The organism is Streptomyces sp. NPDC046727, assembly GCF_040645635.1.
Classification (GTDB): domain Bacteria; phylum Actinomycetota; class Actinomycetes; order Streptomycetales; family Streptomycetaceae; genus Streptomyces.
Genome location: NZ_JBEYYR010000013.1, coordinates 144,285 through 170,238 on the forward strand (window position 1 = coordinate 144,285; position 25,954 = coordinate 170,238).

Consider the following 25,954-nt stretch of genomic DNA (forward strand, 5'->3'; position numbering starts at 1 on the left):
CGCGCGGGCCGGTCAACAGCGACGGCCCGGCCGGCCATGCGCCCCCACAGCGCAGCAGCCCCGAGCACCGGCCCCGTTCGGCGAGCCGAGCGGGCCCGGGTGAAGATCGTCTCTTGCTACGGGGCTTTCGGGGCTCCCCGTCTGTCCGAGGCCCGGCGGCGTACGAGTTCGACGGTCTCCCACGACACGGTGGCCATGGCCACAAGCGACAGCAGCAGGTAGAAGACGTAGAGCTTGTGCAGGTCGTCGAGGAAGTACCAGATCGACGCCGTGGCACTGAACCAGAAGGCGACCAGCGAGCCGGCGCCGCGTTCCCGGCCGCGTGCCGCGCTGACGAGGCAGCAGGCGGCGGCCAGTGCGAGCAGGGCGGCGATGGCGACGTAGGAGTGGGCCCATCCGACGTAGGCGCGGCGTAGTTCGGAGTTGACCGCCGCGGCCTCGGCCACCGGTCCCCAGCCCACCGCGCACGACAGGCGTGTCGACCACGGCAGAGCCACCAGGCCCAGCACGCCGGCCGCGATGGCGACCCAGCCGAAGTGAGCGGTGTCGACCAGCCGGCCGCGTGCGCACAGCAGCGACAGCAGGCATCCGAGGAGAGCCAGGGCGCTGTCGGTGGAAGGGCGCAGTGAGATACGGAACGTGTCCCGCAGAGCGGTTCGGCCGCCGGGTCGCGCCGCCGGGGGCCCGGGCGTGGCGGCCTGGACCGTCGGCATGGATGCCTGTGTCAGGGCGTCGGCGAGGGCTTCGCGCATCTGCCCGGCATCGGCGAACCGTTCCTTCGGGTCCTTGCCGAGGGCGCGCAGGATCACCGCCTCCACCGCCGGTGGTGTCTGCGGTCTCAGCCGGGAGACCGGCTCGGGTGCGGCGAACAGGTGCTGATGCATGACGGCGAAGGGTGATTCGCCGCGGAACGGCGGCTGCCCGGCCAGCAGTTCGTGCAGCAGGCACCCCATCGCGTACAGGTCGGCCCGGTGGTCGATCTCCGCCCCGTTGATCTGCTCGGGGGAAAGGTAGGCGGGAGTGCCGATCGCCGCGCCGCTGCCGGTGATGCGGGTGGCGGTCTCGGTGAAAGCCTTGGCGATGCCAAAGTCGAGGACCTTCACGGTGTCGGGTCCGGTGAGCATGATGTTCGAGGGCTTGATGTCCCTGTGCACGATCCCGCACTCGTGGCTGTGCCGCAGCGCGTCCAGCACCGCGCATGCCACGTTGACGGCGTCGGCGACAGGCAGCGGGCCGTCCCGCAGGACCTCGGCGAGCGTGGCGCCCTGCACGTACTCCATGACCAGGTAGGGCCGTGGGCCATCCGGGTGCGGCTCCTCGCCGACGTCGTGGATGGTGGCCACCGCCGGGTGGTTCAGCGCGGCGACCGCGTGCGCCTCGCGCCGGAAACGGGCTCGCGACTGCGGGTCGTGGGCCAGCGCCGAGGAGAGCAGCTTCACCGCGACAGCGCGGCGCAGCCGCTGATCCACCCCGCGATGGACCGTTCCCATGCCACCCTGACCGAGCATCTCGACCAGCTCGTACCGGCCACCGAGGACCATATCCCGCCCCACCCACGCCTCCCCTGAAATCAGAAACCCGGCGCAGCTTACGGCGGGATCTCCACGGCCCCATTGTCACCACTGCAGCCCGGCGGGTCGTACAGCAGGGGCACGAGCGCGCCGGCGGACTCGGGGGCCTCCGCCGGCTCCTGTATCCCCGGCAGGATTCGAACCCGCGACACCCGCTTCAGCAGCGAGGCCGGCGAGTGCCGCTGCGACCTGCGGACTGCCCGCATGGCGGACCGAGGCCCAGCCACCCGGTCCGCCACTGCCCTTCCCCGTGTCCCACCGCTGGCTCTGCACGGGAAACGACGGTTCCTCCTCGACCGACGTCCGGGGGCAATGGAGACATCAGCCCTGCCCCTGCCTCTCCACTGCGACCCCCGGCCGAGCCACGTCTGAGCAGTCGCTTCCCGGTGTGCGAGCTGTGACCGGTGAACAGGAGCGTGCGATGCCGACAGCAGTCGTCGCGGTGGACTGATCAACCGCACGGCTCTCGGTGATAGGACTTGCCTCTACGGAAGGACAATGAGGGGGGCGACAGCATGGACGCAGTAGTAGCGACAAGCCTGATCCGCATGGCCGCTGCAGACTTGGCCATGGAATCCTGGCAGCGCCCCTCGGACGCCTATCTGGTCCAGCTGGGCCTGGACGCCCTGATGGCCGACGTCGAGGCTCCCTCGCTTCCCTTGCTGGCCGGCCTTGCGCGTGGCGAGTACTCCCAGGCCCGTGAGCTGTTCGACCTTGTGCTGGAGGAGTTGGGTCTGCTGCCGCTGGCCTCGGACAATCTTGCCAAGGCACGATGGACGGCGGCCCGGTGGTGGGCCGGCCAGATCGTGGCGTGCCGACTCGATCCTGGACACGGAGCCAAGCTGATCCATCGGGAGTCTGCAGCCGAACTCGACTACCCCGACGCGCTGCAGCCCATCGTTGATCTGGCGAGAGCACTCGACTCGCCGAACGGTCAACCTCCGGACCGGCAGCACATGCGCGACCGAGTCACCTCTGCGGCGCGAGACTTTCTCGCCACAGAACCGCACCAGGACCGCAGCCTTTGAGTTACATCGCGTGGAGATGCGTCCCTGGATCGCCGCCGTCGGTGCGGAAGCCGCCATCGCCCGGGAATGCCTCACGGCAGGCATGCCTCGGTCCGCGATGGACCTCGACCTGGACGGCGTCCGCGTCAAGCAGCACCTGACCGGCGGCTAGCCCGCCTTCTCGGTACTGGCCCACGCCGCGAGCAGCCGGGGGCCCCTCTGTCGAAGCGATCCCGCCCCAAGCGGCGGCCGGGGAGGGTTGGGGCCGGCCTCACTGCTTGGCCGGCGGCTCTTCGGCCTCTTCGTCTCCCGGCCCCTGGTGTTCCTCCACCAGCTGCTCTATCTCCCCGGGGACCTCGTACAGCGCCTCCAGGACCAGACCCCACGCCCGGTCTCGCAGCTCCTCCGGGACCTCGTCTTCGATCTTCTGCGCGAGCCTGCCGATCTCGTACCGGGCGTCATCCTCTGTGCCCGTGGTCGGCGCGGTCATCGCCTCCCACAGGAACCGGCCCACCCCGGCCGCCACCCGGCCTATGCCGCCGAGCACCGATCCCATGTCCATCTGCGCTTCCCCCTGGTGGTTGGTGTTCTGCCGCCGCGAAGCCCGCCCCAGAGTGCGGGGCCGGCCACCGAGTCGTTTCAGGTGATGGTCGGCCAGGCCCGCAGGAGGGTGGCGATCTTCCCAGCGGTGCAGGCCGGGTCCAGGAGCAGGTCCTTGAGGGCGATGGCGTCCTCACGGGCGGGTTTGACCGTGATTCCGGCGGCCTCGAGGTACATGACACCGGATGCGGCGGCGACGGCGAGGTTGGAGCGCTCCAGCCAGCGGCAGCGGCCCAGCGTGTGCACCAGGGCGGCGGCCTTGGCGTAGGGGCCGTCGTAGACGGCCTGCTCGAACAGCTCGGCCCGGTGGCGGGCCACCGCCGAGATGGGAACGCCGTAATCGTCAGGTGCCGGATCGTTCGCTCCGGCCGCCTCGGCCACCTGCAGGATCCAGGGCACGTCGATGTTCAGATCCATCAGGCCGCGTGTGCTCCCCGCGGTGCCTGCTGGGCGCCCTCGGCTTCGTCGAAGACGCTCTGATGTTCGGCCAGGAATCGGGCGGCGGCGTCGACCGCGCGGGCGCGCAGGCCGCTGGCGTCGTCCTGCACGAGACGGGCGAGGTAGTCGCCGATGCTCAGTCCGAGGTCGGCGGCGCGCTTCTTCGCGAGTTCCGCGACGTCTTCGTCCACGCGCGCGCCCAGCTGTGTCTTCGCCATAGCGGCATGGTAACAGCTGTTACCAGTGGGCGACAGCTCGCCGGGGAGTTCGACCTCCGTGACACTCATCCACGGAACAGACACACCGCTCAGTACATCTGAGCAACAGCAGGTCACAATCAAGATCAACAAGCAACGCGACAGCTACGACGCAGGTGGGAACGAGGCGTCCGGCCAGGCGGCGAGCGCGTCGGAGGCTGTCGGGTCGGCCTGGGCGAGACGGTCGGCGAATCCCAGCCCGCCGTCGCCAGCCGGTGCGGGCGACGGCGGCGAGGTGCGGTGCCGGACGGCGCAGGTCCGGGGGCACCTCTCACCGGTGGCCGGCGCAGCGAGATCTGGACGAGACGTCCCAAGGCGGAGGAGCCGACGGCGCACCGCCGGGGCAGGGCCCTGACCACTCCGGCGCTAGCGCTTGCCCCAGGTGCAGTACTGATCAGTCGTGCCGGGAGGCGCCGACAGGCAGCATGACGTCATGGCAGAAGAATCCCCCTCACAACCGGCCGACGCGGCGGGGCCCACCCGCTCGGCCGGGGACGTGCTCCTCGCCTTCTTGGAAGGATCCGTCATGCTTCCCCTCCTCGGAGGGATGGCGAAGAAGGCAGGCGAGGACCTCTACGAGTGGGTGCGCAGAATCCTGTCGGGAAAGAAGGCCCGGACTGCCGAGGAACACCTGTTGGACGACGGCCAGGTGGCCTTGGTCGACACCGTACGCCGCGTCGTCTTCCAGCTCCCTGCAGACCTCACCGACCGCGAGGCGGTGGCCATCCTCCAGCTCAGGCTCCCCACCGACAGCGATGCCTGGCTGCTGGTCCGAAAGGACTACGCGCGCCGGGTCTGGGTGATCGAGCCGACCGACGGTCCGCCTGCGCGGGCAATCGACACGACGGCGGAGCAACCCCCGGCGGCGGGGGCCCGCGAGTGAAGCGGGAGGAGGCTCTGGCACGGGCGGCACTGCTCGTCGAACGCTACCGACTACTGGGCACCGAACCGGAGCCGGCGGCCACCGCGGAGTTCGTCCGGATCGTGCTTGCGCCGGAGACTGGTCTCGCGCTGGCCGTTCTGGCCGACACGACGGGGCTCGACCGGTTCGCGTCCGGACAGGAGATCCGCCCCGGCGAACTGGACTTCGAGGCGACGGAGGCCTTCGGGTGGGTGCAGTTCCTCAGGGCCCGTGTCCTGCCTGCGGGGCAGAACGCCACCGCCTGGGAGCAGGCGTGGTCCGCCCTCTACCTGACCTACCAACACGATCCCGCGCGCGTCCCGGACGAGACCCTGGCAACCTTCATCGACGAATCCCCCGGACACGCCCTCCTCCATGGCTCCTGGAAGCTCGAGGAGTACGAGCGGTCCGGTGATGAGGAGGCGCTCTTCCTGGCGGTCATCCTCCTCGAAGGTGCCGTACCCACCATCGACACCGATGACCCGGAGCGTGACGCGTGGCTGCACCGGCTGGTCGCCGGTTACTTCACGCTGTCCCAGCACCACGCCAGGCTGTACCAGCAAACTCGGCAGCCCGACCAGCTCGACCGGGCGATCGAAGCCGCACGCCGGGGCGTGGCCAACAGCCCCGAAGCGGGCTGGCCGCAGCTGGCCGACCAGTTGTCGGACTGCCTGCGCCTCAAGGCCGAGGCCGACGGCGCGCGGGAGACCATCGAGGAGGCCGTAGACCTCAGCCGAAGGGCGGTATCCGTCGCCCGCGCCCGCGGTGAGGTCCGCCCTCGGTTCCTGTCCCGGCTGTCGGTGGCCTTGCGAGTCGCCTACGAGATCTCGTCCGACCTCGGCCGTATCGACGAAGCCGTCGACTACGGACGACAGGCTGTGGAGCACACCCCGACCGAGGACGTCAACTGGCCGGCTCGGGCGAACAATCTGGCGAGCGCTCTGTCCCTGCGCTTCAAGGTGACCGCACGGAGCAGCGACATCGACGAGGCAATCGATCTGTACACGCGCGTCGTCTCCCGGCAGCACCCGGACGAGCCCGACCCGGGAATGGGGTACTCGAACCTCGGCGAAGCGCTGAGAGTGCGGTTCCTGCCGACGACCGACGCGACGGGCCTCGGCCGGGCGGTCGAAGCCGGGCGGCGCGCGGTCGCCGTCACACCTCCCCAGCACGTCCACTACGGCCTGTACTGCGGCAACCTGTCCCTCGCCCTGCTCAACCTCATGACACTCACCGGCAACGACAGCCTGATCGAAGAAGCCCTCAGCATGGCCCGCGCCGCACTGGAGGTGACGCCGCCCGGCCACCCCGAATACCCCAACCGGCTGGCGGCCCTCGCCGGGGCCCTGCTGGAGTGCTATCGCTCGACCGACGACACTCTGGTTCTCGACGAGTGCGCGGACATCACGCGTCGTGGCGTCGCCGCCGTGCCCCCGTCCCACCCGGACTATTCGGGTGTCATCTACAACTACGCGGCCGCGTTGCGTGCACAGTTCAGGCGCACGGGCGAGCGGGCTTATCTCACGAAGGCCGTGGACGCACTGAGGGAGGCGAGCGGGACGGTCACGTCCACCCGCTTCGGGAGGGCCGAGATCCTGCGTGGCCTGGTCAACGCGTGGCGGGAGGCCATCGCCGAGAAGGCGGCGTCCCTCGAAGACCTGTCGCGCCTCCTCCCGGTCATCCGCGGGTACTTGGAGACAGCCGAGCACGGCTCGGCCGAACACGCCGAGCTGCTTGTCGCCCTGTCGGAGGGGCTGTGCTTCCTTTACCAGCTCGACCCGCGTCCCGAGTTGCTGGACGAAGCCGTTGACACCGCCTCCGTGCTCGCCACCGACGCCGGGCAGCACCACATCCACCTGACCGACTATCTGATCGCCCAGTCGGAACCGTTCCTGAGACTGTTCGAGAGCTGCGGCGACCCCGTCGCGCTCGATGAGGCAATCCGCATCCTGAGGCACGCGCACGCGCTACTCGCCGGCCTGGACCAGAGCAGGGCGCAGGTCGCACTGAGGCTGTGCAGCCTGCTGACCGCCGCGGTCGGCTTCCAGGGGCCGACCGCGCTCACCGACGCCATTCGGTTCGGGCGCGAGGCCGTCGAACTCCTTCCGTCCGGCAGTCCCAGGCAGCTCAGCGCACGGACCGCACTGAGCGGCGCACTGCAGGACCATGCGAACAGGACCGGGAGCAAACGCCACCTTGAGGAGGCACTGCGGATCTCCCGTGCTCTGGTCAGGGAGACGCAGTCAGGCACGGACCAGCACGACCGCTGTGCCTTCGATTTGGCGCTCGGCCTGCAGATCCAAGCCAGGCTCGAGGACGACCCCCGCCACCTCGACGAAGCCATCCGGATCTTCCGCGCTCTCACCGAGGATCTGCAGGTCGACGACGTCCGCCGCTCCCGGCGCTTCTTCCACCTCGGGCGCCTCCATCACGACCGCTACGCGGCTACCGGCGAGCCGACGGACCTGCAGGCCGCCATCGCCGCGCTCGGCCGAGCCGCCCGGTTCACGAACGCCTCTCCCATGCAACGGCTGAGCGCGGCACGGCAGAGCGGGGAGCTCAACGCAGAGTGCGGGAACTGGGAGGCGGCAACGGACGACTACGCCGTGGCGATCGATCAGTTGCCGTTCGCCATCGGCCCGCGCCTGGCACGTGAGGCTCAGGAGGCACTGCTGTCACAGACAACGGGAGTCGCTCTCGCGGCAGCGGCCTGCACACTGGAACTGGGCGATCCGCTCCGGGCGGTACGGTTGCTCGAAGCAGGCCGGGCAACCCTGATCGCGCAGGCGCTCGACCTGCGTGGCCCACTGTCGGGCGTGGCCGAGCGCGCTCCCCACCTGGCTGCTCAGTGGCAGCAACTACGGGAGGAATCGTCCGTCTCCGGACCCGAGACGCTGGTCCAGCGCCACCAGCGCGCCGCGCGATGGGCCGGCCTGCGCAACGACCTGCGCGCCCTGCCGGACGTGGGAGACATGCTCGCGCCGCTGTCTCACCAGGCCCTCGCGAACGCCGCCGCCGAAGGCGCCGTTGTCGTGGTCAACTCCCACGCGTCACGGACCGACGCCATCGTCATCTCGGGCAACGACATCGACGCGTTGAGGCTGCCGGTCACAGAAGAGGATGTCGGTCGTGCCGCAAACGAGCTGCTTCGTATCCAGCCGGGCGTCCGTGCCGGCGGCGGCGCCGAGCAACACATGTTCGAGATCCTGGAATGGCTGTGGGACAACGTGACCCAGCCCGTCCTGCATGCGCTGGGCCTGGACGCCCCGTGTGCTCCCGAGCAGGCCCCACGGTTGTGGTGGTGCCCGACCGGAGTGTTCACCTTCCTGCCTCTGGGGGCCGCGGGACATCACGGCTCCTGCGACACGGTCCTCGACTACGCCGTGTCCTCTTTCATCCCCACCATCCGCGCGCTCGCCCACGCCAGAAGGCCTAGGTCGACCCGCACCGACGGCTTCCTCGGCGTGGCCGTCCCCGACGTCCCTGGCCGGCCCCTTTTGCCCGGTGTGCCGGACGAGATCGAGTTCCTGCGCGACCGCTTCCCCGCCGGTGCTTTCCTCTCGGGCCCCCACGCGACAGAGCAGCAGGTACTCGCACGGCTGGTCGACGCTGACCGGGTGCACTTCGCCTGCCACGGCACGAGCGACCCCTACAGCCCATCGAACAGCTCCCTGATCCTGCACGGGGGGACCCCACTGCGGGCGAGTCAGGTCAGTCGCATCGACATGGACGCTGACCTGGCCTTCCTGTCAGCGTGCAGCACCGCACAGGGCGGCTACACCCTGCCGGACGAGGCCATCACCCTCGCCTCGTCGTTCCTCCTGGCCGGATACCGCAATGTCATCGCCACCCTGTGGCCCATCTACGACGCGGAAGCCCCGCGTATCGCCAAGGACTTTTATGAGTCGCTCGCTGCGACGACCGGGCCCGCCCGATCACTTCACCAAGCCATCCACCACGCCCGTGAGCGCCATCCCCGACGCCCCGACGTGTGGTCCTCCTACGTCCACTACGGCGCTTGACCGAAGCGTCAGCCAGTGCAGCATGTCCAGGCAAGGACGTTCTCCCGACAGACATCGGCGCGGGCGACGGGAGCCGGACGTCGCGGGTGACAGCCACGCGGGCGACCGGCTCGAACAGCGGCTTCTCGCCTCGTGTGCGGTCACGACTGGCAGTCGTCGCCGTGCTCGACCCGGATATTGCGGATACGTGCTGCGTACCGGCATCCAGTGGGAGTACCTGCCGAAGGACCTGCGCTTCGGCTCGGGTATGACCTGCTGGCGACGGCTGCGAGACTGGAACGAGGCGGGAGTGTGGCAGCGGCTGCACGAGGTGCTGCTGGCCGAGCTGAACGGCGGCGGCGGCGAAGCTGGACTGGGCGCGCTGCGTGGTCGACTCTTCCCACGTCAGGGCGCTGAAAGGGGGCAGTACACGGGCCCGTCGCCGGTCACCGGGGCCGGGCAGGCTCACAACACCACGTGATCACTGACGGACACGGCACCCCGCTCGCGGTCCGGCTGACCGGCGGCAACCGCAACGACGTCACCCAGCTCCTGCCTCTGCTCGACGCAATCCCGCCGGTCCGTGGCCGCATCGGCCGTGCTCGCCGTAAGCCCGACTCGCTGTTCGCCGACCGCGGCTACGACCACGACATCTACGGCGACCAGGTCCGCGCTCGCGCCATCGTGCCGGTCATCGCCAGACGCGGAACCCGGCACGGCACCGGGCTGGAAACTTACCGGTGGGTGGTCGAACGGACCTTTGCCTGGCTGCACGGCTTCCGACGCCTGCGGATCCGCTGGGAACGGTGGCCCGACATCCACGAGGCATTCCTGGAACTCGCCTGCTGCCTCATCACCCACCGACACCTCGGCTCATTGTGTCAGCTGTTGTGATACTGATGCGACTGCCGCGCGTGTCGTCGCTGCGCTTGACGATGGCAAGGACCACGGTGAGAACGGCGAGGCTGTACTCGACGAGGCTGCCGGTGTAGCCGCCGTCGGCCCAGACGAGGGCCAGCAGGTGGTGCGGCGGCGACCTGAGCGAGCAGCACCTTGGCGGCGGCACGGTCGCCCACGTCCGCCGCGGTGACCATCACCGCGAGCAGCAGGCCGAGCGTGTCGACCACGACATGCCGCTTGCGACCGTTGATCAACTTGCCACCGTCGAAGCCCCGGCTGCCGGATCCGACCACCGCGTCCGTCTTGACCGACTGGGAGTCGATGACGCCCGCACTCGGCTCCGGATCCCGCCCCGCCTGTTCGCGCACTCGGCGGCGGAGCCTGTCGTGGAACTCCCGGACCAGACCGTGATCGCGCCAGCGTCGGAAGAACGCATAGACCCGGTCCCACGGCGGGAAGTCGATCGGGATCGCCCCCACTTTGTGCCGTTGTCGAAGAGGTAGCGGACCGGGTCCAGTATCGCTCGGTGGCAGTATGCCTCCGGCTGGCCGCCCCGGCCCCGCAGCCAGCCCGGCACCGGCAGCAGCGGCCTGACCACCGCCCACTCGGCGTCCGACATGTCGGTCGGGTAGCGGCGTTGGCGCGCCCGTGGTCGCCGGCGTTCCCGAACCTGTGCGCCAAGCAGTCACACGCGCGACTGACCGATGTGGACTCCGCTCCCGCCATGCCGTAGAACCGCGGCAACAGGGCCTTCTGGACAGCGTGTTGGCGTAGACACCCTTCGAGCTACCAAGACGCCCTGTTCTTACGCACGACAGTTGCCACGATCACCCCATCGGGACCCCGTCGTGGCCCTCAAAATGGCCACGACGACAGCCAGTCAGGAAACGGCACGGGCCGACACCGGGTTTGCATTCCCCCGGCTACCTGCCGTCCGCTGCCGTGGAGCCGGCCTCCGACTGACCCTGGCCCGCCGCGGCCACAGGTTCGCGCCTGGCATCGCCCCGTGCCATGACCGGCTCCGGGTGCTCCCATGCCTCGGGCAGCAGCAGCACGGCCAGGTTCGCCGCTGCCACGAGCACCGCACCTGCCAGCAGTGGTGCCGAGGTGCCGAGGAGGGTGGCAACCGGAACGGCCACGGCCAGGCCCAACGGGCGGGCGGCAAACGAGATCAGCGCGTCGAAGGAGCCCACCCGCCCGAGCACCTCCTGCGGGATGCGGCGCTGGATGGCGGTCTCCCACAGCGGGCTGAGCACTCCCAGACCGAACATCGCCAGGAAGTACGCAGACGCCGCCCAGGGCAGCGCCAGTTCCAGCCCGAAGGCCGCCAGCGGCAGCGCGTAGACGGCTGCGCCCACGGCCACGCCGACCAGCGGGCGGCGCACCGGCAGCCGTCCTGCGGCAAAGGCACCGACCAGCATGCCGAGGGTCCCCAGCTGGGCCACCAGGACCCACGCGCCGTCACCGCCCATGCTCCGGACAGCGATCAGCGGTCCCAGGGTGAGCAGGAAGCCGGCCGCCAGATGCCAGACTCCATGGCCCAGCACATTGGTGAGGAACCAGCGGTGGCGCCGGGTCTCGGTCCAGCCTTCGCGCAACTGCGCCCGGAACCCCGCGTGGCCGCCGTCGGCCGGCCTGGTGGCCCGGCGGGTGTGCAGGCCGCCCAGGGTGGTCGCAGAGCCGATGAAGAGCGCGCCGGTCAGCAGCGAGGACCAGCCGGCGCCGAGCATCAGCATCATGCCGCCCGCCGTAGCAGGGCCGGCGGTCTGGGCCAGGCCGGTGGCGACGTCCAGCCGCGAGTTCAGCCGCAGCCGCTGGTCGGCGTCGACGGTAGCCGCGACCAGGGTGCGGACCGCTGGGGTGCCGAAGGCGACCGCGGCGCCGGTGACCGCGGCGAGCACGGCGAGGTCGGGCACCCGGACCAGGCCGCAGAGCAGCTCCGCGCCGATCGCGGTCTGCGCCGCGCCCCTGAGCAGATCGGCGGCGAGCACGACCCGCTGTGGCGGGAAGCGGTCCGCCAGCACGCCGGCGACCGGCAGCAGCACCAGCATGGGCAGCAGTTCGCATGCCAGCACCAGGCCCAGATCCCCTGCCGAACCCGTCGAGCCTGCGGCGTGTCCTCGAAGCAGCGCGAGCGTGAGCGTGGTGGGTATCAGCGCGGTGGCCAGCGCCGCGCAGGTACGGCCGACCAGCAGTCGGCGCATGGGTTGCGTCATGCACGGATAGTATTTCGCCAGCGAATCGTTTGGCAACGAAATATAAGCTGGCGTAGCATACTGAGGGCATGGACACCGTGAGTCAGGGCCGGGAGCGGCCCGCAGAAGGGGACGACTCCGTCGACGTGCACCTTGCACGCTGGCGCGGCAAGGCCCCGTTCGACGCGCGGGTGGAGGGGATCATCACCCGCATTCAGCTCCTGGCCAAGCATGTCGGCCAAGCCAAAGACCGCGCCCTGGCCGAGGTTGGCCTGCAGGAGTTCGAGTTCGCCACGCTGCACCGGCTCGCCGCGCGCGAGGCCCCGGGGCGGGCCACCCCCTCCGAGCTGGCGGCTGAACTCATGCTCTCCCCCGCTGGCATGACAGGCCGCCTGGACACCCTGGAACAGTCAGGGCTGGTGCGGCGCGTGCGCAGCAGTCAGGACCGACGCCGGGTGGACGTGGAGCTCACCGAAGCGGGGCGCACCCGCTGGCTGGCCGCGATGGAGCTGCGCGGGCAGGCGGAGGACTCGATGGTCGCCCCGCTCGACCCGGCAGAGCAGGACGCGCTCAGCGCCCTGCTCAAGCGGATGCTGATCCAGGCGGAGGCGGACAGCCGCCACCGGTGAACCCCGAGTCGATGGTGCTGAGCGCCCTTCTCCGGTCCGAGGACGGCCGTGAGGGCGCTCGTGCATGAGCGCCGCTCAAGGAGTTCGGGCCGGTCCCGCTCCATCTGCTGTCGGCGACTGGTGCGACGGCCGGATCGAGGAGGTCTCCTGATGGTCAGTCAGCGCAAGCGCAACCCGAACCCAAGCGCAAGGACGGCCGCTACCAGTGCGCCGGCTACGTGCTCCAGCCGGACGGCACCCTCGCCCGCAAGCTCGCCTATGGCTCTGACGCTAGCTTGGCCCACCTTGTTGTAGGCCGCCGGGCGCGCCTCACTGCCCAGCCTCCTCTGGTCCGACCACATGGTGCTGCGACGTCACACCCCGGGCATAGGGCTGTCATACCCGGAGGCGTTCAGCGTTCTGGACCTGATCCTGGTACAGCGGCGACGTTCGCGCCCGACGCATTCGATGGGACGGACGCCCCGATGCGGGCACTGTGCCGAAGGAAAGAAACCAGTTTGGTGCCGGCCTGGAGCAGGTTCGCACATGCCAGGGCGGTCCACAGGCCGGGCAGACCGGCCGCGTCGGCGACCGGGACGGACAGCGCGGCCAGGATCCCGAACCACACCGCAGTCGACACGAGACTCGGCCCGGTGCGCTTGAGCCCCACGAGGCCGAAGCCCGCCACCGCCTGCAGGGCATCGGTGACCACGACCGCCAGGACCAGCGGCAACAACCGGACGACCTGCTCCTCCAGAGCTGTGGTCTTGGTGAACAGGCCCACCACCGGACGTTGCAGCACGAGCAGGGTGGTCCCCAGCACGGCGACTGCGCACAGCGCCACCCGGCTTCCCGCCCACACACTGCTCCGGATGCGCACGACGTCCCGTGCCTCGGCGTGTTCGGCGATCAGCGGGACCATGGCCTGACCGACCGCCACCGCCGCGGTGAAGATCACGTTCACCAGCGATTCGGAGACACTGTGCACGGCGGCGCTGTCGGCGCTGATCCGGGCGGCAGCGAAGGTGAGCACCCCGAGCACCGAGAACTTCACCAGCACGGTCCCACCGAGCGGGAGTCCTACCCGCGCCAGCCGCAGCACCTGGCGCGGATCCGGCCGACCGGGGCGGATCCTCCGGCCGGCCAGCACCGTAAGGCGGCGCAGCGCGTACTGGTTGAGGCCGGTGCCGACCAGGCTGGAGGCGAGCATGGCGAGCCCGGCGCCGGTCAGACCGTAGCTGGGCAGCGATCCCGGGCCTGCGACGAGCAGCACCGACAGCGTCACGGACACCGCGGTAGCCACCAGGCCGGACCGCATCACCTGAGCGGAGTGGCCAAGAGCAACCAGCACGGACGTCGCCGACGAACTGACCGCGATCAGCAACACACTGACCGCCAGCATCCAGGGGAACGCACCCAGCTCGGCGAGTACAGCAGCCCGAATGCCGAACATACCGCCGGCCAGCGGCACCGCCGCCACCGCCGCCGCACACACCGCGCCCACAGAGAACGCCAGCCACATACCGCTGCGCACCAGCGGTATCAGCTTTTCAGGAGAACCGCGGTGCGGCGCAACGAACGGCATCACCCCGCGTAGCGCTCCCGCCACTGTGGCAGTAGCCGGACTGAAGACCGCCACCGTCACGGCGAATGCGGCGAGGGAAACGCTGCCATGCCGGCCCAGGAGTGCCGTGTCGACGAGGGAGGCCGCCGTAGCAGCGAGGGTGGACACGTAGAGCGGCGCGGCCGCCTTGACAATGCTCATCGATGCGCCGGGGTCGCTCACACACGCACCTCCTGCCCCTCAGCCACGCCGTTCCACACGCCAGTTGCCCGGACAACGCCGAACCCGTACGTCGCACATTCACGGATCACTGCACGATCTCCGCAACGTCATTCACGATGGCGGCCCCGATCACGCCGGCGATCACCAGTCGTCCTGTCGAGCCGTGCCCATCCGATTCCACGAGACGTCGTCGCGTGCTCCTCGGCCGGCCGGGACAGCACCTGGCTGCGGGCTGCGGCGGGACGGGCGGGAGCGGCGGCCGAGCAGCACCACACCGCCGATGGTGATGAGCCCGCCGAGGAGTTCGAAGGCTCGGGGGCGTTCGCCCAGCCAGAAGTACGACACGGCAAGTGTGACAGCGGGTACCAGATAGAGGGCCGCCGTGGCTGCGGTGACCTTGAGTCGTGCAACGGCGTAGCCCCAGACGACGAACCCAGCGGCGGACGGCAGAGCACCCAGGTAGAGCATGGCCATGCAGATATCGGCCGGAGCCTCGAGAGCTGCGTGCAGCGCTGCCGGCGCCAACGGGAGGAGCAGCACGGTCCCGGCCCACATCGCATAGGCGGCCACTTCGAGCCCGGTGTAGCGACGCAGCAGAGGCTTGATGGCCAGGTGGTGGACGGCCTGGGCGACGGCAGCGGCAAGGACCGTCCAGGCGGCAGTCGTGTACCCGGTATCGCCACTCGCCACCGCGATGATCCCCGTCCCCGCGAGGGCGGTACAGGAGCCGATGGCCTGGCCGAAGGTGAGGCGCTCTCCCAGAAACGCGGCAGCGAGCAGGGCGCTGACAGCGGGGACCACGGCAACGATCAGGCTCGCGGTGCCTGCGGGCACATGGAGTTCACCCCAGTTCAACAGCAACTGATAGGCACTCATCCCTGCCGCGGCGACGAGAACGATGTGTGGCAGATCCTCGCGGGCGGGCCGGCGGACCTTCATCAGCGGCGCCACCACCGCAAGTACGGCAGAAGCGACAGCGAGGCGGAGGAAGGACAGATCGGCCGGGCCCAGGCCGGCCAGAGCCACGCGGATCGCGGGGAACGCAGAGGCCCACAGCAACACGGTTGCGGCCAGAGCGAGCAAGGTCTTGTAGGACTTCACCTCACCGACTCTGCAACCTAGTATCAGTTAGGTCCAGTTACCTTTTCTTCCGTCATTCGGTAGGTGAGCTTCTTGTTGGAGGTCCGCAGGCTGCGGGTGCTCGCCGAGTTCGCCGCACAGGGCACGGTGACGGCCACCGCGCGGGCCCTGCATCTCACCGGGCCCGCGGTATCCCAGCAACTGGCGGCGCTGGAGAAGGAGACCGGGCTGACTCTGCTGCAGAAGCGCGGCCGGACTCTGCGTCTGACCAGCGCCGGGCAGCGCCTGGTCGATCACGCCCACGTGGTACTGGGCAATCTCGCGGCGGCCGAGTCCGAACTGGCGGCCCTGCAGCGCGGCGAGCGCGGCACCGTACGCATCGCCGCCTTCGCCTCGGCGGCTCGCACCCTGATCCCGCGGCTGTGGCCCGAGCCACATGCGCCCCAGGACCCTCGGACCCCGTCACTGCACGTTATCGAATGCGACCCGGACAACGCCGAACTCGCGCTACGCCAACACCACATCGACATCGCGGTCACGCACTCCTACAGCCTTCTGCCACGCCCACTCCCGGCGGGCTGTGAGCAGCGCAGTCTCGGTCACGAACCCGTCTACCTCGTCCTTCACCCGGCTGACGCCACCAACCACGGCCTGGATCCCGGAGCAGCCGCAGACCTCGCCCGCTTCGCCGACACTCCCTGGCTGCTGCCGGGGCCTGACACCGCCTGCCACGAGATGACCCAACGTGCCTGCGGAGCTGCTGGTTTCGTCCCTCGTCCGGTGGCCGTCGCAAGCGACTTCACAGTCCTGGCCGCCCTGGCAGCTCGCCGGGCGGGAGTAGCCCTCATCCCCCGGCTCGCACTGCCGATCCCCGCACCGGACGTCAGTATCCATCCGCTGAAAACGCCGGTGCACCGCAGCATCCATGCCCTCTACCGCGGAGGAACCGGCCAGCACCCCGACACCCGCCACGTCCTCGACGGCCTGACTGCAGCTACGAGCACCTACGAGAGAGAATCGAGCACCTATTGATCCGAGCTTGTCACCTCATTCACCCCCGGTTACCCGCCGCTTCGTCAAACCGTTCGGACAGACACGCGGCGCCCAGCCGGCCGGCTGGTCCGCCCGGCGCTCCTACCTGCGCACGGGCATCGACGACGCGAGCACCGGCCTGATCCACCTCGGTGCTCGTGAGTACGACCAGTCCGCCGGCCGCTTCCTCTCCGTGGACCCGGTCATCGACCCGTCCGACCCGCTGCAGATCAACGGCTACGCCTACGCGGACAACAACCCGGGCACCAAGAGCGACCCGGACGGTCTGCAGCCCATCGAATGCTGGGAGGGGACAGCGGTCTGCCGCGGCCGCAGGGTCATCCGGATGAAGCGTCAGCGGACGTCAAGCCGGAACACCCCTGACCCAGCGCACGGTGAGCGGCCGCCAGGTCTTCTACGACGACCGGGAAGGTCCCACACACCGTGGGCGCACCGACGAACCACCACTCGGAGAAGGTCGCCTTCGACCACATGCACCCGTCAGCCGCGATGGCGGGACAGCCGACCGATCAGGCGCGCGTGTGTCTCGCTGCAGCCCCGCCGGCCTCAACCACGCCGCCGGCTCCGTCGGCCAGAGCAAGCCGCAGCGGCCGGCCCGTGACGACGGTGCCTGAGCCCTTGGGAAACTGCGATCATTTTCGGCTGGCTTGCGCTGACCTGGGTGAACGGCCACGGCGCGGTCCTGTCGGGCCGCACTTCGCTGACCAGCGAGACAGAAGAAGCCCACGACTCTGACTGATTCAGGCGTCGTGGGCTCTGTTGTTTGATCAAACACCGAACCTTGGCTTGAGCTTGTTTACGCGTTCGCCGAGGAGTCGGTGTCCACCTCGGCGAAGAACGCATCAGCGATTTCCCGTGCCGTGCGCTCGTCCGTGATCGGCTCGCCGAGGATGCGCCCGGCCAGATCGATGGCCAGCCTGAGCACATCCTCCCGGAGTGCCGCCTCGGCGACGATCCGATCGGCTTCCAGCTGCGCCCTGGCCGATGCCACGAGTTCATCGCGCTGCCGCTGCCCCTCGGCCCGGATCTCCTGAATGAGGAGGCTTCCCTTGTCGGCTGAGGCCTGTCGGATGCGGGCAGCCTCGTGGCGCGCCTCGGAGAGTTCGGCCTGGTATTCGGCGTGAATCCGCCGCGCCTCCGCATGGACGGCTTCGGAACGCTCGATGGTGCCCTCGATAGCGTCCTGCCGGGCCTCAAGCGTCTTGGTGATTCGCGGCACCAAGAATTTCGCGAAAGTAAAGAAGACTACTGCGAAACAGATCACCGCAATGATGAGCTCGTTTACCTCTGGCTTCAAAGGTCCCATGAGGGAGAGCCTAACAGTGCGGACAACGCCGAGCGAGCTCCGTCACTAAGGGCAACTTTCAGCCTTTGCTGCTTTTCGCAATATGCCCATGTTTGTTGTTGCTCGACGGCCAAGGAGGCCCTGACATCTCTGCGTCAAGCAAAGATGCAGGTCACGACACAATCAACCCGGCGCTCTCACGCTGGTCAGCGAAACAATGAATGGGGTGTCAAATAGACTCAAAAGCGGGCTAAAAGGGTAGGTAAAATTCGCCCGCGCGAATCTCAATGTTGGCTGGAACACATCGCTCGTGGTTCGACGGAACGGCATGAGGTGGATCGAACCTGGTGGCCGTGTCCAGGACGGTAGTTGAGTCCTCAGGCCGGTGTGGTGACGTCGCCGTGGACCATGTCGGATGAACTGTGGGACGTGCTGTGCGGGATCCTCTACGTTCTGACCGGGCATCCAAGGGGAGTACCTGCCACAGGGGCTGGGTTTGGGCTCGGGCATGACCTGCCGGCGCCGTCTGCGGGACTGGAACGAGGCTGGAGACGCACCGTCGCGTTCTGCAGCATCAGCACCGGCGTCTTCGGCTACCACAGGAAGCCCGCCGCCCGCACCGCCCTGGACACCGTGGCCGACTGGCTCGATCACCACCCCAGACGCTTCGACCGCGTGGTCTTCAACGTGTACGCGAACGACGACCACGTCGCCTACACCCACGCACTGACCGAAGGACCCCCGCCCCGATGAACCATCCCACCCTCGACCTGGAAGCTGCCGCCGGCACGACACGCACCTGGCTCACCGAGGCCGGCCGCGTCCTGATCACCGTCGGCGCCGGCCTGAGTGCCGCCGTCGGATACGACTACGGCGACGACGACCGCTTCCGGGAGCTCTTCCCCGCCCTGCACCGCCACGGCCTGCGCTCTCGCTACATGGTCGGCGTGCCCCTGCCAACCGCCCTACTGTGGGGCTACTGGGCCGTCCACATCGACGACATCCGCTCCTCCCCCGCCCCCAACCCCCTCTACCAGCGGCTGCGCGCGCTCGTCGGCGACAAGGATCACTGGGTGATGACGTCCAACGTGGACGGCCTCTTCACCCGGGGCGGCTTCGCCCCCGACCGGGTCTTCACCCCTGGCTGGGCACGGCCCCCGCCGGCCCCTGCCGGCTGATCCTTGAGCTCGGCACCGGATTCAACACCCCCGGTGTCATCCAATGGCCGGGCGAACACCTCGTACGCCATCTACCCCAGGCACGCCTCGTACGCATCAACCCCACTCACCCCGACCCAGTCAACACACCTACGGTGGCATCATGAGTGACCCGGAGAAGAACAAAGCCACGGCCAAGGCGTTCTACGACCTCATGTTCAACCAGTGCCGCCCCGCCGAAGCCATCGACCAGTACGTCGGCGACACCTACATCCAGCACAACCCGCACGTCGGCGACGGCAAGCAGGCATTCATCGACTACTTCGAGCGCATGGCCGCCGAATACCCGGGTAAGCGCGTCGAGTTCAAGCGCGCCTTCGCCGACGGCGACCATGTCATCCTGCACTGCCACCAGACCTGGCCCGATGAGGAGTACGCCGGTATCGACATCTTCCGCTTCGACGCCGACGGCAAGATCGTCGAACACTGGGACGTTCTCCAGGTCGTCCCGCCCACCTCCAAGAACGACAACACCATGTTCTAGGCGAGGCTTCGGATTCACCGACCCGGGACAGCACGGTGTGACCAGGCGGCCAGCCGGCCGTCCTGCCCGCCAGGGCTGCACCTCATCCAGCAACCCACCCTGGATGATCGGACAGGTCCAGGTGTCGGGGGCGGCGGCGTGGAGGAGAAGACCCAGCAGCCGGTGCGCGATCTGCGCCTCGTACTGCCGTATGTGCCAGACCTCCCCCTCGCTCGCTGAGCAAGGCGGCCGGGCCCGTCACTACGGGGGAAGTGACCAGCCCGGCCAGGCACCACGGTGCCACAGCCCTCAGTAGGAGCGCATACACCATCGGTGAAGTTGGCGCAGATGCGCCGTATCCGCGTGGTGACGCACCCTCCTCTTTGTGTCCGCGGTCACCTGGATCCAGGGCTGTCACTGCCGTCCGCCTCTCTGCAGGTGACCAGGGGGTCGCGTCCAGCACGCGGACCGGCTCGCCGATCCACCGGTCAGGGACCGTGGTGGCGGTGAGCGCTCCGTCGGGACGGTCCGGGGTGGGCCGGGCGACGTACTGGCAAGTGCGCCGCCGCACAGGTATTCCGCAGAGCGACCGCGCGCCGGTCTCCACGTGGGCGCGGTGGATCAACCGGGAGGCCAGGACATCGCTGCGGCCGGCTGCGGCAATGGCGGTGTCGTCCAGGACGGTGTGCATGGCGTCGCTCACCAGGCAGTCGCCTCGGCCGGCCGGCGGTGGCACAGCGCGCTGCCGAGGTGTCCTGATCCTCCGCTGGGGCGGCCCGTAGCCGATCCACTCCTTCAAGCCGGCGCGCGTCTGCTCGGCCCGCTCGGCAAGGGTCAGCAGGGTGTCGGCGAGCCGGGCCGGACAGGCGCGCAGCGACATGCCCTCGGCCGCCGGTATGGCGGCAAGCCGGTCCCCGGCTTCCTCGGGGATACGGACACTCGCGTCAGAAATGGAGGGCCCCATCCATGTGGCGCGGTCTCGATCCGGTACGAGCAGTTACGGATTCCATGCTCAGCGTTCGTGGCCGCCGAGTCTCCGCCTCGACGACGTGACACACGCGACCACGCCCGAAGGCAATCGCAGCTGGGCCGGGGTGCCTGGCAACAGACAATGCCTTCGCACCGCTGTGCCGGGTACTCGGTACCACGCACACGACGAGCCGACAAGGAGGAGTCGATGAGCACGATCAAGGAAGCGGTCGACGTCGAGGTTCCGCTCCGCGTGGCGTATGGCCAGTGGACGCAGTTCGAGGAGTTCCCAAACTTCATGGAAGGTGTCGAGGAGGTCAGGCAGCTCGACGACCGGCACAATCACTGGACCACCAACATCGCCGGGGTACGGCGCGAGTTCGACACGGAGATCGTCGACCAGCTGCCGGACGACCGGATCACATGGCGGTCCATCGCAGGCGAAACCCAGCAGCGCGGATCGGTGCGATTCGAGCGCATCGACGACACGCACACGCGCGTGGAGCTCACGATGGACGTCGAGCCCTCCGGCGTCGCCGAGAAGGGCGCGGACGCGCTGGGCGTGATCGACCGGCGGGTGAAAGGAGACTTGCGCCGCTTCAAGAGCTACGTCGAAACGCGCGGCGACGCCGGCGGTGGCTGGCGCGGCCGGATCCGACCCGGAGATCCCGGTTCGTCCCTGTGACGACACGTGTGGGCATGCGCGGCATGCCCACACGCCAGGGCCCACATGGCGCTCAGCATGAAGAAGGCAAGGGTTCCCATCCCTGCGGCAGGCCCTGACGCAGACGGACCGACGCGCCAAAGAGCCGGTGCGAGGGCCCGGGCCCCGACGGTCCGAGCCCTGCCCGGTGTCCCACGTGCGGGTGCACGGAAACAGAAGGCGCTCGTGACGTCGCCGACGGTGGCGCGCCACTCGCTGATGCCCGGCGGGCCCTGTCGTGCAGCCAGCTGGTCCGCTGCGAGCTGCCGACCAGGGAATAGCGGCCGGTGACGTCGGCGGCGGGGTCCTCTCCGATCACGGGCGCGACGGAGGTGCCCATCTGCTCGGGTGATCGGCTCGAAGGCCACGTTCCGGACGAAGTGGGCGTCGAATGCTTGTGCCAGGTCGGGTCCGGTGATCGCTGGGTACTGCCCGAGGGAGACCATGCCGGTGATGACCGGGCAGTCGAACAGGCGGGGCGAGCGACGGGGCCGCTACCGGCCGAACGTCCCCGACCGCATCCCACGAGACCGGCAACGACGCGCTCGCCTGCGGTCAGCCCCATTGGACCGACGTAGTAGGCCGCGACGGCCACTCGGCGCGGCTGGGCGCCCACGGCGCGGAATCGTGTACACGGCTGCTTCGAAGGGGCCGAAGGTTCTGGCTCTGGTTCTGCTGGTCGGCAGGGGTCGGCCGCAGGTCCTGTAGGTGCCGGGCCAGCACGTCAGCAGCTCCTGAAGGACGTCGGGGACCCGGAGGGGGAGGAAGGCCTGGGTGGTGCTGCGTCCTCCGACTACTTCCCCGCTGGCGGGTCCACCACCCACACCCCAGGACGGATCGCCTCGTACGACCGCTCCCGGCGTGCCCCTCAGTGATCCACCACGGGCCGCCGAGCTGTGCTACTCTCTTGGTGTTGCAGTTGTGGTACCCATGAACTTATGCGCGCCTGACGGGAATGTTTCTCCTTCAGGCGCATTATTTGTTTCCGGCATCTCCGGATGGGGCCTCTGCCTACAGAAGGAGAAAGTCATGGCACAGGGAACCGTCAAGTGGTTCAACTCTGAAAAGGGCTTCGGCTTCATCGAGCAGGACGGCGGCGGCCCCGACGTCTTCGCCCACTACTCGAACATCGCGACCCAGGGCTTCCGTGAGCTGCAGGAGGGCCAGCGGGTCTCCTTCGACGTCACGCAGGGCCAGAAGGGCCCGCAGGCGGAGAACATCGTCCCCGCCTGATCGCCGGACGCGCATTCCCGCTCACCGGGGTCCGCACCGTCATGGTGCGGACCCCGGTTCGTGCTGTTTCCAGGAAGGCAGACAACTGCATGTCCCGCAGGCCCCAGAAACCGAACCGGCGTGCCTCGTCACCCCCACCGTCCGCGTCGTCACCGAGGGAATTCCGGCTGCCGCAAAGCACGACACCCGCACTTCCCGCCGTCGAGGACTTCGCCGGTCTGGACATGCCCGCGGGACTGCTGAAGACCCTCACCGCGCAGGGCGTAACCACCCCCTTCCCCATCCAGGCCGCCACCCTGCCGAACTCGCTCGCCGGCCGTGACCTGCTGGGACGGGGACGCACCGGCTCCGGCAAGACCCTCGCGTTCGGGCTCGCGCTCCTGGCCCGCACGGCCGGACTGCGCGCGGAGCCCAAGGCACCCCTCGCCCTCGTGCTGGTGCCCACCCGCGAACTCGCCCAGCAGGTGACGGACGCACTGACCCCGTACGCGACGGCGGTGAACCTGCGGCTGGCCACGGTGGTCGGCGGGCTGTCCATCACCAAGCAGGCCGGTGCGCTCCGGCGCGGCGCCGAGGTGCTCGTGGCGACCCCCGGCAGGCTCAACGACCTTGTGGCACGCGGCGACTGCGCGCTCGGCGACGTACGGATCACGGTGCTGGACGAGGCCGACCAGATGACCGACATGGGCTTCCTGCCGCAGATCACCAAGCTGATCCAGCAAGTACGGCCCGACGGGCAGCGCATGCTCTTCTCGGCCACCCTGGACCGCAACATCGACCGCCTGGTGCAGAAGTTCCTGACCGACCCCGTGGTGCATTCCGTGGACCCGTCCGCGGGGGCGGTGACCACCATGGAGCACCACGTGCTCCACGTCCTGGACGAGACCGACAAGAAGGCGGTCACCACGCGCATCGCGGCGCGTGACGGCCGGGTCATCCTGTTCCTCGACACCAAGAGGTCCGCTGACCGGCTCACCAAGCGGCTCCTGGCCGTCGGTGTCCGTGCGGCGGCGCTGCATGGAGGCCGTTCCCAGCCGCAGCGCAACCGCACCCTGGAACAGTTCAAGAGCGGCCAGGTCACCGCCCTGGTGGCGACGAACGTCGCGGCCCGAGGCATACACATCGACGATCTCGACCTCGTCGTGAACGTCGATCCCCCAACCGACCACAAGGACTACCTCCACCGGGGCGGCCGCACGGCCCGCGCCGGCGGCTCTGGCAGCGTGGTCACGCTTGTCCTGCCCGCCCAGAAAAGGGACGTCACCCGGCTCATGTCGGACGCGGGCATCCGACCCCGCACGGCCCGCATCACGTCGAGTGACGCGGAACTGGCCACCATCACCGGCGCCAGGGAGCCTTCCGGCGTGCCCGTCACCATCGAGGTCCCCCAGCCGGCGACACCGACGGCGTCCCGCGCTGACCAGAAGACCGGCACCAAGCCCGGCAGGCGATCCGGCCGCCGACGCCGAAACGGCGGCGGGCCCGGAGCGGCGACAGGCGCCGCCACCAGGACGGAGAGCCAAGGCTCCGACCGCCGGGCCGCGGCCAAGGCGACAGCGTCTGGTAGCACCTCCGCAACCGGCGGGCGCGGTTCCGCCCGCCGGGCCGGATCCGGCGGGGCCACGGGCCGTGCCGTTGGAGCGGGCCGCCGCAGTTCCGACCGCCGAGGCGGACGCCGCGCCTCTGCCGCATCAGGCAACGCTGGCCCTGGTGACGACTTTTCGTAGGCGCGCCGTCCGACACGCAGGACGCTCCGATATCGGCGTCATGCCGGGTCGCCCATCCGCGTGCGGATGCGCTCGGCGATGGTGTCGAACAGGGGCTCACGGACGTCGCGGTCGAGCCTCCGATGCAGCGACGTGGAGCGAAGGACATCGGCAAAGCCGTCCCCGTTGAACCACTGAACGGGTTGCATACCACCGCACGAACATCGGGCCCGGCCGGCGGACGACGACGTTGCCGAGGAGCGCCATCCAGCCTCCGGGACGGAGCACGTCATGCGCTCGCTGCCGGCCAGTCAAGGGGTCGACCCTATCGGTGATCTCGATCCGGTTGCTGAAGCTGGTCTGCGATGGCGTCAACGGCGACCTGGCCGTTCGGATTGCACTCGTACCAGTGCCTGGGTGGACGCCGACTGAGTCCGGTCCGAAGTCGAACGCCCCGTACGCCACCTTGAACCGTGCAAGGTGGTCGTGCACCGGGCTCATCCCTCCATCCCGGGAGGCACTCGAGTGTGTGCGGCGCGCTGAGCGGCACCTTCGCCGTGGTGCCGTCAGCCCCGGCCCGATCTGCTCGGCCCGGGGTGACGGCGTCACGGCAGCCGGAGTTCACCGGTCAGGCGCTCAGCGGCCTCCTGGTCACTTCGGTGCACTGCCCGTGGCTGTGCAGGCTGTGCCGTTGAGGGCGTAGGAGCTCGGCCCGGCGGTGTTGCCGCTGTGGGTGGCCTGGAAACCGATGTCGACCGACGCGCCGGGCGCGATGGTGGCGTTGTGGGAGACGTTCCTGGCCGTCACCCGGCCGGAGGCGGGCGAGTAGTCCGCGTTCCAGCCGGAGGTGATGGTCTGGCCCTCGGGCAGTGTGAAGGCGAGGGACCAGCCGTCGATCGCGGTCGTACCGGTGTTGGTGATGGTGAGGTTCGAGGTCAGGCCGGTGTCCCACGCGCTCACGGTGCTGGTGACCTGGCAGGTCGCCGTCCCCGGGGAGGGGTTGGACGTCTGGAACTGCGTGAAGAACTTCCAGATCTCTTGCGGCAGCCAGGTCCTGGAGCCGCTGTCCCCGGTGGCACCGTCCTGCGGAGCGGCGATGTGGCCTTCGTCGAACGCGGCCCAGACGACCGGATGCCCGGCCGAGCAGCCCGCGTAGCTGGTGACCCGGTGCGTCAGGCTGCCCTGCGCCGGCTCGGGCGGGTTCTGGGGTGTGCAGCCGTTGTTCCTGACGAACCTGTCCCGCATCGCCCGTCCGCCGGAGATGCCGAGGACGCTGTCCCTGAGGCCGTGCACTCCGAGGTAGGCGATGGGCCGGGTGCCGTCGCTGCATCCGCTGAGCTGCCCGCCGCTCTGGACCGCGACCGCGCGGAAGACCGTCGCCCGGGAGCACGCGAGGGCGTACGACATGGCGGCGCCGTAGCTGAAGCCGAGCGCGAAGCGCTGTGTCGTGTCGACGCACAGATCCGCCTCGATCTTCCTGATCATGTCGTCGACGAAGGTGACGTCTTCTCCCCCGGTGTTGGCCCAGCCGTTGTCGAGGCCCTGGGGCGCAATGAAGATGGCACTGTTGTTCGCCAGTCGCTGGAGCCCGTAGTAGGCCCAGGTGCCCGTTTCCACGGTGCGGCCCGTGGCGACGTCGGTGGAGGTGCCGCCCAGCCAGTGGAATCCGAAGACCATCCGGTAGGCGCGGTTACGGTCGTAGCCGTCGGGGATCCGCAGGATGAAGCTACGGTTCTTGCCGCTGCTCTGGATCGTGTACGTACCGCTCGTCAGAGTCGGAGCCTTGCCGCATCCGGGACTCGCGGCAGCGGCGCTGACGGGTGCGGCAGCGGCGCTGACGGGTGCGGCAGCGGCGCTGACGGGTGCGGCAGCGGCGCGGCCCAGTGCCGTGCCGCTCATGCCGAGGACCAACAGCACCGCGACCAGGGCCGGCCATAAGAGGGATCTCGTCTTGTCGTCATGCAACTCCCCTTCTGTTCGA

At 69.2% G+C, this 25,954-nt stretch carries 22 protein-coding genes and 5 pseudogenes; 14 read left to right on the forward strand and 13 right to left on the reverse strand.

Features of this window, described 5'->3' with window-relative positions; all coding sequences use genetic code 11:
- Positions 1-116: 116 nt before the first annotated feature.
- The gene (locus ABZ937_RS18710; RefSeq protein ID WP_361693098.1) at positions 117-1,553 is read right to left on the reverse strand and encodes a protein kinase; all 1,437 of its coding nucleotides are present in this window, start codon (positions 1,551-1,553) and stop codon (positions 117-119) included.
- 566 nt (positions 1,554-2,119) lie between these two features.
- Here ABZ937_RS18710 and ABZ937_RS18715 point away from each other — a divergent pair.
- Together ABZ937_RS18715 and ABZ937_RS18720 are read left to right on the forward strand one after the other, a co-directional pair.
- A complete protein-coding gene (locus ABZ937_RS18715; RefSeq protein WP_361693100.1) occupies positions 2,120-2,599 on the forward strand; it encodes a hypothetical protein in 480 nt (159 codons plus the stop codon).
- Between the two features lie 10 nt (positions 2,600-2,609).
- Positions 2,610-2,750, forward strand: coding sequence for a hypothetical protein (locus tag ABZ937_RS18720; protein WP_361693102.1), 141 nt, complete (start codon positions 2,610-2,612; stop codon positions 2,748-2,750).
- Between the two features lie 99 nt (positions 2,751-2,849).
- Here ABZ937_RS18720 and ABZ937_RS18725 read toward each other — a convergent pair whose 3' ends face one another.
- The 3 genes from ABZ937_RS18725 to ABZ937_RS18735 form a co-directional block, all read right to left on the reverse strand.
- On the reverse strand, positions 2,850-3,140 hold the full coding sequence (locus ABZ937_RS18725; protein WP_361693104.1) for a hypothetical protein: 291 nt from the start codon (positions 3,138-3,140) through the stop codon (positions 2,850-2,852).
- 77 nt (positions 3,141-3,217) lie between these two features.
- On the reverse strand, positions 3,218-3,595 hold the full coding sequence (locus ABZ937_RS18730; protein ID WP_361693106.1) for a fic family toxin-antitoxin system, toxin component: 378 nt from the start codon (positions 3,593-3,595) through the stop codon (positions 3,218-3,220).
- Positions 3,595-3,834, reverse strand: coding sequence for a hypothetical protein (locus tag ABZ937_RS18735; RefSeq protein WP_361693108.1), 240 nt, complete (start codon positions 3,832-3,834; stop codon positions 3,595-3,597). The genes ABZ937_RS18730 and ABZ937_RS18735 overlap by 1 nt, the downstream gene beginning before the upstream one ends.
- 472 nt (positions 3,835-4,306) lie before the next feature.
- Here ABZ937_RS18735 and ABZ937_RS18740 point away from each other — a divergent pair, with 472 nt between their 5' ends.
- From ABZ937_RS18740 to ABZ937_RS18750, 3 genes and pseudogenes are all read left to right on the forward strand, one after another.
- The gene (locus ABZ937_RS18740; protein WP_361693110.1) at positions 4,307-4,756 is read left to right on the forward strand and encodes a hypothetical protein; all 450 of its coding nucleotides are present in this window, start codon (positions 4,307-4,309) and stop codon (positions 4,754-4,756) included.
- Positions 4,753-8,796 (forward strand): CHAT domain-containing protein, encoded by a 4,044-nt coding sequence (locus ABZ937_RS18745; protein WP_361693112.1) that lies wholly within the window; start codon positions 4,753-4,755, stop codon positions 8,794-8,796. The genes ABZ937_RS18740 and ABZ937_RS18745 overlap by 4 nt, the downstream gene beginning before the upstream one ends.
- 184 nt (positions 8,797-8,980) lie before the next feature.
- Positions 8,981-9,669, forward strand: a pseudogene (locus tag ABZ937_RS18750) (IS5 family transposase); the annotation flags it as partial.
- Here ABZ937_RS18750 and ABZ937_RS18755 read toward each other — a convergent pair.
- The 3 genes and pseudogenes from ABZ937_RS18755 to ABZ937_RS18765 form a co-directional block, all read right to left on the reverse strand.
- Positions 9,657-10,154: a transposase gene (locus tag ABZ937_RS18755; protein ID WP_361693114.1), complete on the reverse strand. Its 498-nt coding sequence runs from the start codon at positions 10,152-10,154 to the stop codon at positions 9,657-9,659. The pseudogene ABZ937_RS18750 and the gene ABZ937_RS18755 overlap by 13 nt on opposite strands.
- 56 nt (positions 10,155-10,210) lie before the next feature.
- Positions 10,211-10,294 (reverse strand): annotated as a pseudogene (locus ABZ937_RS18760) (transposase); the annotation flags it as partial.
- Positions 10,295-10,598: 304 nt separating this feature from the next.
- The gene (locus ABZ937_RS18765; protein WP_361693116.1) at positions 10,599-11,891 is read right to left on the reverse strand and encodes an MFS transporter; all 1,293 of its coding nucleotides are present in this window, start codon (positions 11,889-11,891) and stop codon (positions 10,599-10,601) included.
- 68 nt (positions 11,892-11,959) lie between these two features.
- Between ABZ937_RS18765 and ABZ937_RS18770 the strand changes: the two genes are divergently transcribed.
- Entirely contained in the window at positions 11,960-12,499 is a 540-nt protein-coding gene (locus tag ABZ937_RS18770) for a MarR family transcriptional regulator (RefSeq protein ID WP_361693118.1), read from the forward strand.
- A 391-nt stretch (positions 12,500-12,890) separates the two neighbouring features.
- Here ABZ937_RS18770 and ABZ937_RS18775 read toward each other — a convergent pair whose 3' ends face one another.
- Complete coding sequence (locus tag ABZ937_RS18775) at positions 12,891-14,264, reverse strand: MATE family efflux transporter (RefSeq protein ID WP_361693120.1); 1,374 nt, start codon at positions 14,262-14,264, stop codon at positions 12,891-12,893.
- 141 nt (positions 14,265-14,405) lie between these two features.
- Positions 14,406-15,365, reverse strand: coding sequence for a DMT family transporter (locus ABZ937_RS18780; protein ID WP_361693122.1), 960 nt, complete (start codon positions 15,363-15,365; stop codon positions 14,406-14,408).
- Between the two features lie 72 nt (positions 15,366-15,437).
- On the opposite strand from ABZ937_RS18780, the gene ABZ937_RS18785 reads away from it, so the two are divergent.
- Entirely contained in the window at positions 15,438-16,376 is a 939-nt protein-coding gene (locus ABZ937_RS18785) for a LysR family transcriptional regulator (protein ID WP_361693124.1), read from the forward strand.
- A gap of 7 nt (positions 16,377-16,383) precedes the next feature.
- Complete coding sequence (locus ABZ937_RS18790) at positions 16,384-16,998, forward strand: RHS repeat-associated core domain-containing protein (protein WP_361693126.1); 615 nt, start codon at positions 16,384-16,386, stop codon at positions 16,996-16,998.
- A 195-nt stretch (positions 16,999-17,193) separates the two neighbouring features.
- Here ABZ937_RS18790 and ABZ937_RS18795 read toward each other — a convergent pair whose 3' ends face one another.
- Positions 17,194-17,703 (reverse strand): F0F1 ATP synthase subunit B, encoded by a 510-nt coding sequence (locus ABZ937_RS18795; RefSeq protein ID WP_361693128.1) that lies wholly within the window; start codon positions 17,701-17,703, stop codon positions 17,194-17,196.
- A 387-nt stretch (positions 17,704-18,090) separates the two neighbouring features.
- Between ABZ937_RS18795 and ABZ937_RS18800 the strand changes: the two are divergent.
- From ABZ937_RS18800 to ABZ937_RS18810, 3 genes and pseudogenes are all read left to right on the forward strand, one after another.
- A pseudogene (locus tag ABZ937_RS18800) lies at positions 18,091-18,232 on the forward strand (transposase); the annotation flags it as partial.
- Positions 18,233-18,431: 199 nt separating this feature from the next.
- On the forward strand, positions 18,432-18,860 hold the full coding sequence (locus ABZ937_RS18805; protein ID WP_361693130.1) for a hypothetical protein: 429 nt from the start codon (positions 18,432-18,434) through the stop codon (positions 18,858-18,860).
- A gap of 142 nt (positions 18,861-19,002) precedes the next feature.
- The gene (locus tag ABZ937_RS18810) at positions 19,003-19,383 is read left to right on the forward strand and encodes a nuclear transport factor 2 family protein (protein ID WP_361693132.1); all 381 of its coding nucleotides are present in this window, start codon (positions 19,003-19,005) and stop codon (positions 19,381-19,383) included.
- Between the two features lie 424 nt (positions 19,384-19,807).
- On the opposite strand, the pseudogene ABZ937_RS18815 reads toward ABZ937_RS18810, so the two are convergent.
- A pseudogene (locus ABZ937_RS18815) lies at positions 19,808-20,053 on the reverse strand (hypothetical protein); the annotation flags it as partial.
- 81 nt (positions 20,054-20,134) lie between these two features.
- Positions 20,135-20,314, reverse strand: a pseudogene (locus tag ABZ937_RS18820) (hypothetical protein); the annotation flags it as partial.
- A 225-nt stretch (positions 20,315-20,539) separates the two neighbouring features.
- Here ABZ937_RS18820 and ABZ937_RS18825 point away from each other — a divergent pair.
- From ABZ937_RS18825 to ABZ937_RS18835, 3 genes are all read left to right on the forward strand, one after another.
- Entirely contained in the window at positions 20,540-21,016 is a 477-nt protein-coding gene (locus ABZ937_RS18825; protein WP_361693134.1) for an SRPBCC family protein, read from the forward strand.
- A gap of 1,047 nt (positions 21,017-22,063) precedes the next feature.
- On the forward strand, positions 22,064-22,267 hold the full coding sequence (locus tag ABZ937_RS18830) for a cold-shock protein (RefSeq protein ID WP_007502648.1): 204 nt from the start codon (positions 22,064-22,066) through the stop codon (positions 22,265-22,267).
- Between the two features lie 89 nt (positions 22,268-22,356).
- Positions 22,357-23,994 carry a DEAD/DEAH box helicase gene (locus tag ABZ937_RS18835; RefSeq protein WP_361693136.1) on the forward strand — a complete coding sequence of 546 codons (1,638 nt, stop codon included), beginning with the start codon at positions 22,357-22,359 and terminating at the stop codon, positions 23,992-23,994.
- A 630-nt stretch (positions 23,995-24,624) separates the two neighbouring features.
- On the opposite strand, the gene ABZ937_RS18840 is transcribed toward ABZ937_RS18835, so the two are convergent.
- Complete coding sequence (locus tag ABZ937_RS18840; protein ID WP_361693138.1) at positions 24,625-25,872, reverse strand: cellulose binding domain-containing protein; 1,248 nt, start codon at positions 25,870-25,872, stop codon at positions 24,625-24,627.
- Positions 25,873-25,954 lie beyond the last annotated feature (82 nt).